The organism is Acidisphaera sp. S103 (assembly GCF_009765975.1).
Classification (GTDB): Bacteria; Pseudomonadota; Alphaproteobacteria; order Acetobacterales; family Acetobacteraceae; genus Rhodopila.
The window spans coordinates 1-14996 of the sequence record NZ_LMUJ01000048.1; the positions used below are offsets into that span (position 1 = coordinate 1).

A 14996-nucleotide genomic window follows, 5' to 3' on the forward strand; every position below is an offset into this window, starting at 1 on the left:
TCAATTCTCATCCTGATTGACGCATTTTCTCACCCAGATTGTCGCGCTACACCGGCCTGGCCGGCCGATCCGTCCCCATTCCCGAACCACGCTCCAGCCGTCCAGCAGGTCGGCCTGCAGGCTGACAGTGTAGAACCGGGCCCTGTTCTGGCTGGTGTCCAGTCGGTGGATTGTCAGCATGGCGCAACCCCGCTCCGCTCGGCGCCGGCGGCCTCCATGGCTGCGCGCTTTGTCCGGAACGGCCCAACGTCGAACGCCCGATCATCAGGCCTGTCGGCCGGAAGGAACACCAGCCGCCGGATCGGTAGAGGTTCGCGCATCAATGACTCTGGATGCCGCAACCTGGCAGCCTCTCCCGCGCTCTTTCCATAGGCACACGGAAGGAGCGCACCATGGCAGAGACGAGTTCCACCCAAGCTGACGGCTGGGAGCAAACGCCCGCGGTCGATCCTCACCCAACTTGGCGGCCGACGTCCGAGCACGCGGAAATGAATGCATCTCATCGCAAGGTAAACGAGCTGCTGCCGCTCAGCTATCCGATTGGTGAGGAGGCCGTCTCGAACTGGTTCAAGAAAACATTCAACCGGACCCCCGAGGTGGCGGAAGTCGGTGTCATTCTGGATGCAATGGCTCGACGGGAGGCAGAGCAGCCAATAACCGAATCATCTTCTGAACGGGCATTCCTGGACAGGTAATGACCGGAGGTGCGTGAAGCCTACGCCAGCGACGCATACGCATCCACCTTGGTGCGGACAGGCACCCGCTCCCATCTTTTCCGCGACCACTCCGCCGCCGTTCGGTGTCACCATCCGCCGAGCCAGAGACCCACACCGCGGACAATACCGACCGGGAAAAATGATGCGGCCGCGACCAAGAGCGGCCAGCGCCCGTTCGCAGCGCAAAAGACGATCGATGTGAGCCATGCGGAATAGCCGATTGCGGCGATCAGCAGGAACGCCACCGCGGTCTGAACGTCCATGGCGCCGAGCCGGGCTACGCGCGTCTACACCTCTGTCTGGTTGGGCACCCTCCGGGTTTGTACACACTCACCCGCTAAGGCCTTTGCAACCGTATCCCGTCTGCTGAGACGAATTGAAGGTCCATCAGCGCCGGCGTCGAATCATCATCGCGAGCGGGATCAGCACAGCGGATACCAACACAGCCGCACCAATCAACCCGGCCGGTGTCGTCCGTCCCGTCGCGGTTATGGCGGCGAGGTTACCCAGCTTAAACTCGACGGTGCCTTTCATCTCCTCGGGGTGCGTGAGGGGCGCATCCGTTAGCTTGTCGCTCATGTCCTCGGCTCCTACTGGCTGATCAGGGATGTTAACGACCTAGCCCAATCATCAGACTGCTTGCACGACTCTTCGTCGCCCTCCAGTGCGCCTGATCGTCTGACCGTCGCGGATGCCGATCCCGCGGGCTGACGTCCTCGCGGACAGATTTTGATCCGGACGCCGTCCCCTTGCGCAACCAAATCCTGCTGCCGTTTTGACGTCACCAGCCATCACGCCAAGGTCGCCGCTTGCCGGAGCGGCCAAACGATTGGCCAGATTGATGAATAGACCCGCAACCAACCGACGCGCAGCATCCCGTGGCTTAACACCAACAAAAACTGATCCCGCCCCCTGCAAGGGGCGTTTTTTTGCCGTTACCTGCCCGATTGGTTATCCGGATGCCGTGAGGGCTGTTACTCCCCGCCGATCTCGATCAGCACCCGGCGAGCCGCTTGAACAGGCGTGCCAGTTGCCCCATCCGTGGGCTGAATTATGCCCCGGCCATGGATGCGCAGGCGGCTCTCCGCCACACCGTCGGCCACCAGTTGGTCGGCCACCACCTGGGCACGCGTCTGAGACAGATATTTGTTTGCCAGTTCGCTACCCACGCTGTCGGCCGCTCCAACCACTATCACCGAAGCGTTTGGCTGAGCATCAGCGGTCTTGGCAGCGGAGGCAATGGTGCTCAGCGCTGGTTCGTCAAGCGCCGCGGAAAAGGGCTGAAAGAAAACCGGAGTGGCCGGCGCCGTGATTTGTGGCACGTCGGCACATCCACCGAGTCCAGCCAACATGCTGAGAAACATTATCTTCTTCATAGAATTTTTGATTGCCCCCGCAACGTATTACTTCCTGGACGTAACCCAGTAATGTTTCTGTGTCTAGGCTGCCTTGAGACCGGGACAGATGAATGCACGGTAGCCGGATATCCCGAACTGCCGCGCCACGACCACCGCAGGCGCGCCCGTCCAGGTGGAGACCGCACGTTCGGGAGCTAACCTAGGCCCCATTTGGAGGCATATCCCACCCGTTGCGTGTCACGTATGGAAATTGCCGGCGTTCCCCTTCCATGGCCCGAATCTCGAGAGCAGCCGCCGGATCAGATACGCACGTCGTGTACGATGTCGACCGGTCAAAATGACGCGGCCACGACCGGCCGCGACCGGCAGCGACGAGCGAGCGCGGCGCAAAAGACGATCGACGTCAGCCACGCCGAATAAGCTAACCCTACGGGCATCTGGAGGGATTTTGCAGTGGGATGTCCAGGGAACCAGAGCGAGCGTCGCACATTTTAATCTTTGTGTTCCATGGTCGGTCTCGGGAAAGCCGTGGTTGTCTACATTGCGCCCGCACCTAAACAGTCGCGCGCTACCGATATCGATCCCAATACTTATCCCCAGGAAATCTGGCGTCGAGCGCGCGGTCGTAATCCAGGATATGCCGCGACTCTGTCACTTGTTCCCCAGCCTCCTCAGGCGTCCGTGGTGGGCGCATCATAAAGGAGGCCATAATGTCAGCAGATCTTCTGACTAAAGACGGCTCCTTCAGTGTCGTTGGAGCCAGACTCGCCGACGAGAAAGCGTGCGATTCCCATGTGCCGATCAGCATGGAGTGCGCCCTTGAATGGGCGCAGGAAAATAAGGTCAGCCTAAAGGGGGGGCAGATATCCCCTGGATCGGATTAACGACCGTCGGACGCAGATCGGGTTGCCCCATTTAAGATACAGGGAAATGCCGTCGTCGAACCCAAGGCGGTGAAGCGCATGCCGCGCCCCGTTCCGACGCCTATCGTGCACTTCGAGGAAGAGTTGATGGAGGCGGTTTTGGGGCCGGGGAGCTACCGTATCGGCCTAGTGACCCCTGAGATCGCCAGTTGGCTCTTGAAGATGAACACCGGTAACCGGCCGCCTCGAACGGGGTGAGATTTCACGCAGCACTGCGATCCGTGATTGGAATGGTGGACAATCGCCTTGAAGGCGATCGGCACGGCGGTGGTCGGTTAGCGGAACCGGCTGCGGCAATCACCAGAGCCGCCGCTTGCCGCGTGGGACAGCAAAAAGGCCGGGAATGACCCCGGCCCTTGCCTACGATCAACGTTCGGCAACGAGATTATTGGCCGCCGATGACGTTGCGGTTCAGGCTGTTGGCGGTGTTGTCGTACGGGCCGGAATGCTGAACCGTCCAGTTGCGGCCCAGAGACTGGGCGCTGGCCAACGGGGCAACAGCGGCGCTGAGGCTCAGAGCGGCCAGGGCGGCGAGGAACAGGTTTTTCATCGGAATTCTCCATCTTTGGTCGGGCGAGGTGTCCGGCTTCGATGAAGCCTAAATAAGCTGCTCGGCTGGAAAGATAATTCTGTGCCGCAGCAATATACTTATGCACCAAATGGGAAGACCATCGCCATTTTGGGCCCAGTGTCAGCGAGGTACCGGTGGCAGCAATCACGTCCGTTGTGGCCGGGGAACCGGGAACATCGCGATAGCGGCGCTGCCGACATCCACCGGATTGTCGCGAAACGCTTCAATGTCCCGCGTGGCTGCCGGAAAAATCAGGCTCCGCCAGTCCGGATGCCGAAAGCTGCTTCACCAGTGCGGCCTTCAGCCGATCCAGTCCCGCATCGGTGGTGGCCTCGCAGCGGGCGACCAGCACGGCCTGGGTGTTGGAGGCGCGCAACAGCCACCAGCCGTCCGGCGTTTGAACGCGGACGCCATCGGTCCGCGATACCTTGGCGCCCTGGGCTTCCAGCCTTGCGATGACCTCCTGGATCACCACGAACTTCCGGGCGTCGTCGCAGTCGAAGCGGACTTCCGGGGTGTTGATCACATGCGGCAATGCCTTGCGCACATCCGATAATTTGCCCTTCATCCGGGCGACGATGCCCAGGGTGCGGACGGCGGCATACAGCGCATCGTCGAAGCCGTACCAGCGGTCTGCGAAGAAGATATGGCCGGACATCTCACCGGCGAGCGGGCTGCCGGTTTCCGCCATCTTCGACTTGATCAGCGAGTGCCCGGTCTTCCACATCAGCGGGGTGCCGCCGGCCTTGGCGATCTCATCGAACAGCACCTGGCTGGCTTTGACGTCGGCGATGATCGTCGCACCCGGGCGCTCTTTCAGAACGTCGCGGGACAGCAGGACCATCAACTGGTCGCCGAACATGATTTCGCCGGTGTCGTCCACCAGGCCGATGCGATCGGCGTCGCCATCGAAGGCGATGCCGATATCGGCCTTGCGGGCGCGCACCTCGGCGATCAGTTCCACCAGGTTGGCGGGAACGGTCGGGTCGGGATGGTGGGCCGGAAAGCGGCCGTCGATGGGGCCGTTCAACACCAGATGTTCACCCGGCAGCGAGGCGACCAGCTTGTCCAGCACATCGCCCGCGGCGCCGTTGCCGTTGTCCCAGACCACATTCAGCATGCGGTCGCCGCCGTCCCAATCGGCCAACAGCCTGGCGACGTAGTCGTCGGCGATCGCCACCGCCTGTTCGCCGCCGGCGGCCTCGGGCACGACGCCGCCGGATTCAGCCAGCTTGCCGATCTGGAGAATCTGCTCGCCGAAGAACGGTTTCCGCCCCCACATCATCTTGAAGCCGTTGTAATCGGGCGGATTGTGGGAGCCGGTGACCATGATGGCGCCATCTGTCTCCAGCTTGGTCGCGGCGTAGTACAGCATGGGTGTCGGTCCACGGCCGATGCGCAGCACCTGCATGCCGCTGGCGCGCAGGCCATCGACCAGCGCCTGCTCCAGTTCGGGGCTGGTCAGCCGTCCATCATAGCCGACCGCGACCCGCGTCCCACCGCCTGTGGCGATCATCGAGCCGAAGACCCGTCCGATGGCGAAGGCGTCGGCGGGATGCAACGTACGGCCGACGATGCCGCGGATGTCGTATTCGCGCAGGACGGTCGGATCGAAATGGTGGGAGAACGCCATCGGTCAGGTCACTCTTCGGTCAGACGTAATTCTTCAGGAAGGTTCGCACCGCTTCGGCCATATCCGGCCGCTTCAGGGCGAACGCGATCTGGGCTTCCAGAAATCCTATCTTGTCGCCGCAGTCAAAGCGACGGCCTTCGTAACGCAGACCGTGAAAAGGCTGCTCGCCGATCAGCCGGGCCATGCCGTCGGTCAACTGTATCTCGTTGCCGGCGCCGCGCTCCATCAGGGCGAGATATTTGATCACCTCCGGCATCAGCACATAGCGGCCAATGATCGACAGGTTGGATGGGGCGTCCTTAGGGGCAGGCTTTTCCACGAGACCGAGCACCTCGACAAGGCTGCCGTCGTCCTGGCCGATTTTCAGGATGCCGTAGCGGTTGGTCTGTTCGGGGGGCACCTCAGTGACCGCGACGATGTTGCCGCCGGTCTGGTAATACGCCTCTGCGAGTTGCTGCAGGCAGGGTTTGTCGGCGAGGACCAGATCGTCCGGCAACAGGATGGCGAACGGGTCGTCGCCGATGAAGGCTCGGGCGCACCAGATGGCGTGGCCGAGGCCATGTGGCACCTGCTGGCGGACCGTGATGAGCGACCCGGGTTCGGTAACCGCGCCCGCCAGCGACGCCAGGGCTTCATCCTTGCCACGCTCGCGCAGAGTGGCTTCCAGTTCGAAGGCGACGTCGAAATGCTCGACCAGCGCGGTTTTGCCGCGACCGGTGACCAGGCAGAACTGCTCGATTCCGGCGGCGCGGGCCTCCTCCACCGCGTATTGGATCAGCGGCTTGTCGACGACGGGCAGCATCTCCTTGGCCGTCGCCTTGGTGGCGGGCAGGAAGCGGGTGCCCAGGCCGGCGACGGGAAGCACGGCTTTGCGCAGTTTTTTGATCACGCATCGACTCCGATTTGACTGTATCAAACGCATCACGCGGGGTGGGCGGAAGTATGGCGGATCGCGGCAAATCCGACGTCACACACAGGCGCGAGCGGCAACACGAAGCGGCGACGGTTCCCTCGATCCGGTCGTATGGCCCGGCGTGCGATAGATATGTCCATGCAACGCATTACCCAAGCAGAATGTCGCGCGCCTGATTGATTCGTGCGGCGAGCCAGTCGGAGCCGCCGGCATCAGGATGGGCGCCGCGCATCAGGCGCCGGTGTGCCTCTTTGATGTCTGCCTGAGATGCATTTGGCGGCAAACCGAGCACCTCAAAGGCTTCGGCGCGCGACATGGCGCCGGAGCGGGGAGGAGGGGCCGGACGGGGGCCGGGGCCGAACCCGCCGCCGATGTGGCGTCCCCGGGCGGCCTGCCAGCGCTGATAAACCAGCGGGCCGAACAGGGTCAGCGCCCCCAACGCTATGCCGCCGCGTCCGGTCAGGATCAGCATCAGCGCGAGACTCAGCCCGCCCAACGCCGCGATCCAGGCAAACAGCGACTTGATGGAGGTGACCGACGCCCGCTCGAACGCGCGCATGCCGCCCAGCAGCACGAACAGCACGACGCCGCCGAGGAGAAGCCACAGTATCATCAGGCCGGCGCGTCGGCTTGCTCTTGCGCCTCCACGACCGCCAGGGCGCTGAGATTCACGATGCCGCGCGCCGTCACGCTGGGCACCACGACGTGGATCGGCTTGGACATGCCCAGCAGGATCGGCCCGACCGGCAACCCGTCGGCGGCGGCTTTCAGGACGTTGAAAGAGATATTGGCGGCGTCCAGGGTCGGCATGATCAGCAGGTTGGCGCTGCCGGTCAGTTGGCTGTCGGGCACCGCCTTGTCGCGGATCGCCTGCACCAGTGCGGCGTCGGCGTGCATTTCACCATCGATTTCCAGGCCGGGCGCGCGGGCGCGGATCATCACCAGGGCCTGCCGCATCTTGCGCGCGGAGACACTGTCGCTGGCGCCGAAGCTGGAGTGCGAAACCAGCGCCGCCTTGGGGTGCAATCCGAAGCCTCGGACCGCTTCCGCCGCCAGCAGGGTCATCTCGGTGATCTGCTCCGCTGTCGGATCGGTGACCATGTAGGTGTCGCACATGAACAGCACGCCGCTGGGAATGATAAGGCACGACAGCGCATAGACCCGGTTGACGTCCGGGCGCCGCGGGATGATCGGCAGGATATACTGGATCTGCCGCCACCAGCCGCCGGTGCCCCCACAGATTGCCGCGTCCGCCTGCCCATCGTGCAGCAGCATCGCCGCCGCCACCGACGCCCGGGTCGTTATCCGCCGCGCGGCGGGCTCCGGCGGGGTGCCGCGGCGGCCGGACAGGCGCTGGTACTCGGGAATCAGCTTTTCGAAGACGTCGTGGTCGATGGACGGATCGAGGATCTGGACGGCTTGCCCAAGATTGAGCCGCAGGCCCATGTCCTTGACCTTGGCCCTGATCACGTCGCGGCGCCCGAGCAGAATGGGAAGGGCGATGCCGTCGTCGACCAGGGTCTGTGCGGCACGCAGGATGCGTTCATCCTCACCTTCCGCGAACACCACGCGCTTGGGATCATGGGACGCCGCCGCGAACACCGGGCGCATCAGGAAGCCGGAGCGGAAGACGAAGCGTTCGAGTTCGCGCTGGTAGGCGACGAAGTCGGTGATCGGCCGCCGGGCGACGCCGCTTTCGATGGCGGCGCGGGCCACGGCAGGGGCGATCTCCAGGATCAGGCGGGGATCGAAGGGTTTCGGGATGATGTAGTCGGGACCGAATACCGGGGCAGCGCCGCCGTAGGCCGCGGCGACGACCTCACTGGCCTCGACCCGGGCGAGCTTGGCGATGGCTTCCACGGCCGCGATCTTCATCGCCTCATTGATCGTGGTGGCCCAGACGTCGAGCGCTCCGCGGAAGATGAACGGGAAGCACAGGACATTGTTGACCTGGTTGGCATAGTCGCTGCGGCCGGTGGCGATGATCGCGTCCGGGCGGGCGGCGGTGACCAGATCGGGATCGATTTCCGGGTCGGGGTTCGCCAAGGCCAGGATCAGCGGTTTGTCGGCCAGCAGCGGCAGCCACTCGGGTTTCAGCACGCGCGGGGCGGACAGGCCCATGAAGATGTCGCAGCCGGGCAGGGCGTCCTGCAAACTGGTGGCATTGGTGTCGCGGGCGTAGCGGGCCATGTTCGGCAGCATGCCGGGGCGGTCCCGGGTGACGACGCCCTTGATGTCGGTCAGCGTGACGTTTTCCGGTCGCAGCCCCATGGACACCAGCAGGTCGACGCAGGCCAAAGCCGCTGCGCCGGCACCCGAGGTGACCAGCTTGACGTCCGGCAGATCCTTGCCCTGAAGCAGCAGGCCGTTGCGGACGGCGGCGGCGACGGTGATGGCGGTGCCGTGCTGGTCGTCGTGGAACACCGGAATCCGCATGCGAGCGCGGAGTTCAGCCTCGATCGCGAAGCATTCGGGTGCCTTGATGTCTTCCAGGTTGATCGCGCCGAAGGTGGGTTCCAAGGCGGCCACGACGTCGCAGAATTTGGCCGGATCGGCGGCATCGACCTCGATGTCGAACACGTCTATACCGGCGAATTTCTTGAACAGGACGGCTTTGCCTTCCATCACCGGCTTGCTGGCGAGCGGGCCGATATTGCCCAGGCCAAGGACGGCAGTGCCGTTGGTGATCACGGCCACGAGGTTGCCGCGCACGGTGTAATCGTAGGCCGCGTTCGGTTCGGCCTTGATCGCCTCACACGCGGCGGCGACGCCGGGGGAGTAGGCAAGGGCCAGGTCGCGCTGTGTCGCCATGCGCTTGGTCGGCTCGATGGCGAGTTTCCCTGGCCGGGGAAGCCGGTGGTAGTCGAGCGCGGCTTTGCGGAAATCGTCGTCCATCGTTGCCTCGGGGTCGTCGGATTGAAGAGGCGCACCATGGTGGGCGGATGAGGCGCTGGCAACATGAGGTTGGATTTTTCCCTCCGGGGGCCGGCTGGAGAATGTCACCCCACATCCAACAATGGATTTGGAAACATTATCTAAATTGGCCTGATCCCCTTGTAGTTTGTGGAAAAATATCCTCCTTAATGCCCTTCGTTTGCGCCTTTCGCGCGTCCCAAGGCATTGCGTTCCGATGGATTTTCCCGGTCTCGTTGGCCCTCGTTTCGATCCAGGCTCCGTGTGGCTGGTGGGCGCCGGTCCTGGCGACCCCGGGCTGCTGACGTTGCACGCGGCTTACGCGCTGGGGCGGGCGGATGTGGTTGTGCATGACGCGCTGGTGTCCGATGCCATCCTGTCGCTGGCGCCGCAAGCCCGGCTCGAAATGGCCGGCAAGCGTGCGGGCGGGGTTCGCACCCAGCAGCCGCGCATTAACAACCGGCTGATCCAGCTTGCCCGTCAGGGGCTGCGGGTGGTCCGGCTGAAGGGCGGCGATCCGCTGGTGTTCGGCCGTGGCGGCGAGGAGGCCCTGGCGTTGGCCGCCGCCGGCATCGCGTTCCGCATCGTCCCCGGGATCAGTGCCGGGATTGGCGGCACGGCGGCGGCGAGCATCCCGCTGACGCACCGGCGGCTGGCTCGCAGCGTGGCGTTCGCCACCGGGCACGATTCCAGCGGCGAACTGGCGGACGTGGACTGGGCGGGGCTGTCCCGCGGGTCCGAAGTGCTGGTGTTTTATATGGCGCAACGGCGGATCGGCCAGATCGCCGACCGGCTGATCGAGGCCGGCCGGTCGGCCGATGAACCGGTTGCGCTGATCAGCAATGCGACGTGCCCTGATCAGGATGTGCGGATTTCTACGCTGGCCGGTGTCCGGACGGACGTTGCCGGCATTCCGGCCGGGGCGGCGACGCTGATCCTGGTCGGCCCCACCATCGCGCTGCGCCCGCTGCTGGCGGACTGGCAACAGACCGAACCCATGACTGTCCAGACCGGAGGCACCGACCAGCGCCTCCGGGTGAATGGCTGAAGGAATCGCTATGCAGACCGCCCCCTTGCTGCCCAGCACCGCCCCGTTCCATGAGGAACAGATCGCAGCGCTGAACCGCGTGATCTCGGTGACCACGGCGGAACAGCGTGCCTGGCTGTCGGGCTATCTGGCGGGTTTGCAGGCCGCCAACGATCCGCATGCGGTATCCCCCGCGGCGCCGCCGGCCAAACGGGCGCCGCTGACCATCTTGTTCGGCACCGAATCCGGCAACGCCGAAGCCCTCGCCGCCCAGGTCCGCAAAGCCGCCACCAAGCTCGGTTTTGCCCCAAAAGTCGTTGATATGGCGGATTTCACCCCGGCCCAGGCCGCCGCCACGGAAAACCTGGTCGTCATCGCTTCCACCTGGGGTGAGGGCGACCCACCGCAGCGCGCCGTCGACTTCTACGAAGCCCTGCTGGCCGACGATGCCCCGCGCTTTGAGAAAACCCGCTTCGCCGTCCTGGCGCTGGGCGACCGAGCCTACGCCCAGTACTGCGAGATCGGCCGCAAGATCGACGAACGGCTGGCAGCCCTCGGCGGCGCCCGCATCACCGACCGGATCGACTGCGACCTCGACTACGAAACCCCCGCGACCGGCTGGATCGACTCCACGCTGGAACGGCTGAACGCCGAGGTCGGGGTGAAGGAGGTCGGTGCCTCCGTCATCCACGTCGATTTCGCTCGGCCCGGTGCCGACGCGCCGACCCGCGCACGTCCGTTCGAGGCGGAAATCACCGAATCCATCCGCCTCACAGGCAGCCGGTCGACCTCCGACACCCATCATGTCGCCGTGTCGCTGGAGGGCTCCGCCATTCAGTACGAACCCGGCGACTCGCTGGGCGTCGTCCCGTCCAACGATCCGTCCCTGGCCGATGCGGTGCTGAAGGCAGCGGGGCTGACCACTGACGCCAAGCTGCGAGACGCGCTGATCGACCGGCTCGACATCACGACGCTGACCGTCAAGCAGATGGAAGACTTCGCCCGCGAAACCGGCACGGCACCGCTGCCGGCGGACTGGGCCACCGGCCGGCAGATCATCGATCTGCTGGAAACCGCGCCCGGCGCGTTGACGGCGGAACAACTGACGACGCTGCTGCGCCCCCTGCCTCCGCGTTATTACTCGATCGCCTCCAGCCGCAAGGCGGTGGGCGAGGAAGCCCATCTGCTGGTCGCTGGCCTGCGCTACACATCGCATGGCCACGAACGCGCCGGCGTCGCGTCGATCGACATCACCGCCCGCCACCGCGAGGGCGACAAGCTGAAGGTCTTCCTTCGCCCGAACCAGCATTTCCGCCTGCCGGCAGACAACAATCGCCCGGTCATCATGGTCGGCCCCGGCACCGGCCTGGCCCCGTTCCGCGGCTTCCTGCAGGAACGCGAGGCGACCGGTGCGACCGGCCGCAACTGGCTGGTGTTCGGGCACCGCAACTACACCCACGACTTCCTGTACCAGCTGGAAGTGCAGGATTGGCTGAAATCCAAGCTGCTGACTCGGATGGATGTCGCCTTCTCCCGCGATCAGCCGGAAAAGCGGTACGTCCAGGACGCGCTGTGGGACGCCCGAGGCGATCTCTACGCATGGCTGAAGGACGGCGCCGCGCTCTACGTCTGCGGCGACGCCAACGCCATGGCGAAAGACGTGCATGCCACCCTGCTGCGCATCCTGGCCGACCAGGGCCAGCAGGATGATGCGGCGGCGAAGGCGGAACTCGACACCATCCGCCGCGACGGCCGCTACCTGCGCGACGTGTACTGAGGATCATCACGATGGACGCCGACCGGCCACTCTCGGCCAACGAAGGCCTTAAGGAACGCAGCAATTTCCTGCGCGGCACGATCGCCGAGGGCCTGACTCGCGTGGAAACCGGCGCGCTCGCCGACGACGACACGCAACTGACGAAATTCCACGGCTTCTACATGCAGGACGACCGCGACCTGCGCGCCGAACGCGGCAAGCAGCGGATGGAAAAAGCGTTCATCTACATGGTGCGGATGCGCTGCCCCGGCGGCATCCTGAAGCCCGCGCAGTGGCTGCAACTGGAGAAGATGGCGCGGGAACGCGGTAACGGTTCCATCCGCCTGACGACCCGCGAAACCGTGCAGTTCCACGGCATCCTGAAGAGCAACCTGCAACCGTTGATGCAGGGCCTGAACGCGGTCAGCCTCGACACCATCGCCGCCTGCGGCGACGTCAACCGCAACGTCATCGCCTCCCTCGACCCCTGGCGGCCGGTATTGCATGCGGAGATCAGCGGCTTGGCGCGCAGGCTGTCGGCCCATCTGCTGCCGAAGACCCGCGCCTGGCACGAGATCTGGCTGGGTGCCGAGAAACTCGCCGGCGGCGTGGTGGAGGACGAGCCGATTCTCGGCCGCACCTATCTGCCGCGCAAGTTCAAGATCGCCATCGCCCTGCCGCCGAACAACGACATCGACGTGTTCGCTCACGACCTGGGCTTCATTGCGATCCTCAACGAGGGAAAAATCGTCGGCTACAATGTATCGGTCGGCGGCGGCATGGGCATGACCCATGGCGAACCGGAGACCTACCCGCGGATTGGCGACGTGATCGGCTTCTGCAAGCCGGAAGACGTGATCGATGTCGCCGAGAAAGCCGTCACCGTGCAGCGCGACTATGGCGACCGGTCCAACCGCAAGCACGCTCGGGTCAAATACACCATCGACGACATGGGCCTGGACCGCTTCGCCGGCCTGATCAACGAACGCCTGACCGTCAAGCTGGAACCGGCGAGGGACTACAGCTTCACCTCCACCGGCGACCGGATCGGCTGGGTCCATGGTGACGACGGACTGTCGCATTTCACGGTCTTCATCGAAAACGGCCGCGTCCGCGGCCAGATGATGGCCGGCCTGCACGCGATCGCCGCATTGGACATCGGCCGCTTCATGATGACGGCCAATCAGAACCTGATCCTGGCCGACATTCCCGCCGCATCCCGTCCCCAAATCGAGGCGTTGCTGGCTGAACACGCCCTGGACCGGCCGCATAGCGGACTGCGCCGCAGCTCGATGGCCTGCGTCGCGCTGCCGACCTGCGGTCTGGCCCTGGCCGAGAGCGAACGTTATTTACCCGACCTGATCGACCGCCTGGACGACGAACTGGACCGTTTCGGCCTGCGCGAGGACGAAATCACCATCCGCATGACCGGCTGCCCTAACGGGTGTGCTCGTCCGTATGTGTCGGAAATCGGTTTGGTTGGCCGCACCCCCGGCATCTACAACCTCTACATCGGCGGCGCCCATGAAGGCGTGCGGATGAACAAGCTGCACCGCCGTGACCTGGATGGTGACGGCATCGTCGCCGCGCTGTCACCGCTGTTCGAGTCCTATGCGAAGGAGCGGACGCAAGGTGAGCGGTTCGGCGACTTCGTCATTCGGGCCGGGGTCGTGAAGCCGACCGTGAATGGCCTGGACTTCCATGAAAATCTGTCCGCAGACGTGGGGAGCTGATCAATGCGCGCTGTTCGTGCCCTGACGAGTGGTTTTGGTTTCTCCACGGAGCAGCCCTGGCTGCCCGGATTGCCCCATGTGGCGGCGGCCTTGGCAACCTATTTCGTGTTTGGCGCGCGGGCCTGCGTGACCGGGTTGCTGCTGGCGACGCTGGCGAGTTTTGTCGTCTATCTGCCGGTGACGGCGCTGACGTTGAACGGCGGCCGAGCGATCGGCGCGGATGCGCCGGCACCGGTGCTGACGACGCGGGCGCAGATGGTGCTGCTGGGGCTGTGGACGCTGACGGCCTGGGCTGGGGCCGCATTGACGGCGGTGGCTGGTTGAACCCCGCGGCGGCGACGGCCTGACAACTTCGATTCGAAACGATGGCGCGCGGGCGTTTCAGCGCTTTATGACAAGGCCCTGTCCGGTCGGCAGCGGCATGACGCGATAGCCGCGCTGGCCGAACCATGGGTCCTCGCTGAGCTTCTGCCGGCGATACACCCCCGCCCATTCGTAATCGTCCAGGATGATGATCCCGGACGGCACGACGCGATCGAACAAGGCATCCAGCGCGGCGATCTCGGCTGTCGCCTGATTGAGGTCGATGTGCAGATAGCTGATCCGTTCGGGGGATTGGCCGGCGAAAACCGCGGGAATCTCGCCCAGCACGATATTCACCTGTGGATAGGCCGCGAACTTCGCGCGGATTTCGTCGGCCAGGCCGGGGCCATGGTCGGCCATGGCGTGGTGTTCCATGTCCGGCGTGTGGTCGAACAGGTCGTAGCCCCAGAAGGTGCGGGGAAACACGGGGCCGCCCAGGTAATCGACCACGGTCTTGATGCCGACGCCCCGATAGCAGCCGCACTCGACGAAATCGCCGTCCAGATGCACCGCGTGATAGGCGGCACAGGCCAGGATATAGCGTCGCCACACGATGGCGAAATCCGAGTCGGAATCGATGTTGCCTCGCCAGGCGGCGACGAACGGTGCGTCCTCGAACATGGAGTTGTTGCGACCCCAGGTGAGGAAGTTGTCGGCGAAATGGAAGCCAGGCTGGACGCGTTCGGTGACGGCCCGGGCCAGGCTGGTGACCATGTCCCGGTCGGTGGACCCCCAGAACACCGGGAAGAAAAAGTTCTGCAAGGTGCCCGCATCGGGCGGGGTCAGGATCGGCAGGTTCATTTTGAGCCTCGCTGGGGTCCGCAGACCGTTCGCGGGCGAGACTGGCAGGGAATGGTTAACGAGATGTGAATCCGCCGAGGCGACGCCGGCGGTTCGATGGCGCCGTGCGGTATGGTCCCGGGCCAATCTCCAGCCTCATGCTCGAAACCCGACAGATATCGTGATGATGTCATCCCCAGCGCGTCACGGACGTCCGACAGGCGCGACCCGGATACCGGGGGGCTCGCAGCGTTGTCCCCGCCGTCCTACATCAGTCGGCGGCGAACGACGGAACGGTTGAGGGCAGGAG

15 protein-coding genes are annotated in these 14996 nt (G+C 64.6%); 5 read left to right on the forward strand and 10 right to left on the reverse strand.

The features are described from left to right. Positions 1-180 (reverse strand): WGR domain-containing protein, encoded by a 180-nt coding sequence (locus tag GSQ89_RS12550; protein WP_158925582.1) that lies wholly within the window; start codon positions 178-180, stop codon positions 1-3. A 212-nt stretch (positions 181-392) separates the two neighbouring features. Here GSQ89_RS12550 and GSQ89_RS12555 point away from each other — a divergent pair, with 212 nt between their 5' ends. After that, the gene (locus GSQ89_RS12555; RefSeq protein WP_158925584.1) at positions 393-695 is read left to right on the forward strand and encodes a hypothetical protein; all 303 of its coding nucleotides are present in this window, start codon (positions 393-395) and stop codon (positions 693-695) included. A 107-nt stretch (positions 696-802) separates the two neighbouring features. Here the strand turns inward: GSQ89_RS12555 and GSQ89_RS12560 are convergent, their stop codons facing one another. The 8 genes from GSQ89_RS12560 to GSQ89_RS12595 all read right to left on the reverse strand — a co-directional run bounded on the left by GSQ89_RS12560 (position 803) and on the right by GSQ89_RS12595 (position 9009). Beyond that, complete coding sequence (locus GSQ89_RS12560; RefSeq protein WP_158925586.1) at positions 803-961, reverse strand: hypothetical protein; 159 nt, start codon at positions 959-961, stop codon at positions 803-805. Positions 962-1103: 142 nt separating this feature from the next. Then, positions 1104-1295: a hypothetical protein gene (locus tag GSQ89_RS12565; RefSeq protein WP_158925588.1), complete on the reverse strand. Its 192-nt coding sequence runs from the start codon at positions 1293-1295 to the stop codon at positions 1104-1106. A gap of 395 nt (positions 1296-1690) precedes the next feature. Further along, positions 1691-2092 carry an OmpA family protein gene (locus GSQ89_RS12570; RefSeq protein ID WP_158925590.1) on the reverse strand — a complete coding sequence of 134 codons (402 nt, stop codon included), beginning with the start codon at positions 2090-2092 and terminating at the stop codon, positions 1691-1693. A gap of 1290 nt (positions 2093-3382) precedes the next feature. Further along, positions 3383-3547, reverse strand: a complete 165-nt coding sequence (locus GSQ89_RS12575; RefSeq protein WP_158925592.1) for a hypothetical protein — start codon at positions 3545-3547, stop codon at positions 3383-3385. 244 nt (positions 3548-3791) lie between these two features. After that, the gene (pgmG, locus tag GSQ89_RS12580) at positions 3792-5201 is read right to left on the reverse strand and encodes a phosphoglucomutase/phosphomannomutase PgmG (protein ID WP_158925594.1); all 1410 of its coding nucleotides are present in this window, start codon (positions 5199-5201) and stop codon (positions 3792-3794) included. A 19-nt stretch (positions 5202-5220) separates the two neighbouring features. Further along, on the reverse strand, positions 5221-6090 hold the full coding sequence (gene galU / locus GSQ89_RS12585; protein ID WP_174254857.1) for a UTP--glucose-1-phosphate uridylyltransferase GalU: 870 nt from the start codon (positions 6088-6090) through the stop codon (positions 5221-5223). Positions 6091-6262: 172 nt separating this feature from the next. Continuing rightward, the gene (locus tag GSQ89_RS12590) at positions 6263-6727 is read right to left on the reverse strand and encodes a DnaJ domain-containing protein (RefSeq protein ID WP_158925598.1); all 465 of its coding nucleotides are present in this window, start codon (positions 6725-6727) and stop codon (positions 6263-6265) included. After that, positions 6727-9009 (reverse strand): NADP-dependent malic enzyme, encoded by a 2283-nt coding sequence (locus GSQ89_RS12595; RefSeq protein WP_158925600.1) that lies wholly within the window; start codon positions 9007-9009, stop codon positions 6727-6729. The genes GSQ89_RS12590 and GSQ89_RS12595 overlap by 1 nt, the downstream gene beginning before the upstream one ends. A 235-nt stretch (positions 9010-9244) precedes the next feature. Between GSQ89_RS12595 and cobA the strand changes: the two genes are divergently transcribed. Genes cobA through GSQ89_RS12615 form a run of 4 tightly spaced genes read left to right on the forward strand, consistent with a single transcriptional unit; the run spans position 9245 to position 13867 of the window. Continuing rightward, positions 9245-10075 (forward strand): uroporphyrinogen-III C-methyltransferase, encoded by an 831-nt coding sequence (gene cobA, locus GSQ89_RS12600; protein ID WP_158925602.1) that lies wholly within the window; start codon positions 9245-9247, stop codon positions 10073-10075. A 10-nt stretch (positions 10076-10085) separates the two neighbouring features. Next, a complete protein-coding gene (locus tag GSQ89_RS12605; protein WP_158925604.1) occupies positions 10086-11831 on the forward strand; it encodes a sulfite reductase flavoprotein subunit alpha in 1746 nt (581 codons plus the stop codon). Positions 11832-11842: 11 nt separating this feature from the next. Further along, the gene (locus GSQ89_RS12610; protein ID WP_158925606.1) at positions 11843-13543 is read left to right on the forward strand and encodes an NADPH-dependent assimilatory sulfite reductase hemoprotein subunit; all 1701 of its coding nucleotides are present in this window, start codon (positions 11843-11845) and stop codon (positions 13541-13543) included. Between the two features lie 3 nt (positions 13544-13546). Next, the gene (locus tag GSQ89_RS12615) at positions 13547-13867 is read left to right on the forward strand and encodes a hypothetical protein (RefSeq protein ID WP_158925608.1); all 321 of its coding nucleotides are present in this window, start codon (positions 13547-13549) and stop codon (positions 13865-13867) included. 57 nt (positions 13868-13924) lie between these two features. Here GSQ89_RS12615 and GSQ89_RS12620 read toward each other — a convergent pair whose 3' ends face one another. Continuing rightward, complete coding sequence (locus GSQ89_RS12620) at positions 13925-14707, reverse strand: TylF/MycF/NovP-related O-methyltransferase (protein WP_158925610.1); 783 nt, start codon at positions 14705-14707, stop codon at positions 13925-13927. Positions 14708-14996: the final 289 nt, after the last annotated feature.

Bases quoted from the DNA above. Each gene is read 5' to 3' on its own strand.
- GSQ89_RS12550 (WP_158925582.1), bottom strand. From the start codon at position 180: ATGCTGACAATCCACCGACTGGACACCAGCCAGAACAGGGCCCGGTTC.
- GSQ89_RS12555 (WP_158925584.1), top strand. From the start codon at position 393: ATGGCAGAGACGAGTTCCACCCAAGCTGACGGCTGGGAGCAAACGCCC.
- GSQ89_RS12565 (WP_158925588.1), bottom strand. From the start codon at position 1,295: ATGAGCGACAAGCTAACGGATGCGCCCCTCACGCACCCCGAGGAGATG.
- GSQ89_RS12570 (WP_158925590.1), bottom strand. From the start codon at position 2,092: ATGAAGAAGATAATGTTTCTCAGCATGTTGGCTGGACTCGGTGGATGT.
- GSQ89_RS12575 (WP_158925592.1), bottom strand. From the start codon at position 3,547: ATGAAAAACCTGTTCCTCGCCGCCCTGGCCGCTCTGAGCCTCAGCGCC.
- pgmG (WP_158925594.1), bottom strand. From the start codon at position 5,201: ATGGCGTTCTCCCACCATTTCGATCCGACCGTCCTGCGCGAATACGAC.
- GSQ89_RS12590 (WP_158925598.1), bottom strand. From the start codon at position 6,727: ATGATACTGTGGCTTCTCCTCGGCGGCGTCGTGCTGTTCGTGCTGCTG.
- GSQ89_RS12595 (WP_158925600.1), bottom strand. From the start codon at position 9,009: ATGGACGACGATTTCCGCAAAGCCGCGCTCGACTACCACCGGCTTCCC.
- cobA (WP_158925602.1), top strand. From the start codon at position 9,245: ATGGATTTTCCCGGTCTCGTTGGCCCTCGTTTCGATCCAGGCTCCGTG.
- GSQ89_RS12605 (WP_158925604.1), top strand. From the start codon at position 10,086: ATGCAGACCGCCCCCTTGCTGCCCAGCACCGCCCCGTTCCATGAGGAA.
- GSQ89_RS12610 (WP_158925606.1), top strand. From the start codon at position 11,843: ATGGACGCCGACCGGCCACTCTCGGCCAACGAAGGCCTTAAGGAACGC.
- GSQ89_RS12615 (WP_158925608.1), top strand. From the start codon at position 13,547: ATGCGCGCTGTTCGTGCCCTGACGAGTGGTTTTGGTTTCTCCACGGAG.
- GSQ89_RS12620 (WP_158925610.1), bottom strand. From the start codon at position 14,707: ATGAACCTGCCGATCCTGACCCCGCCCGATGCGGGCACCTTGCAGAAC.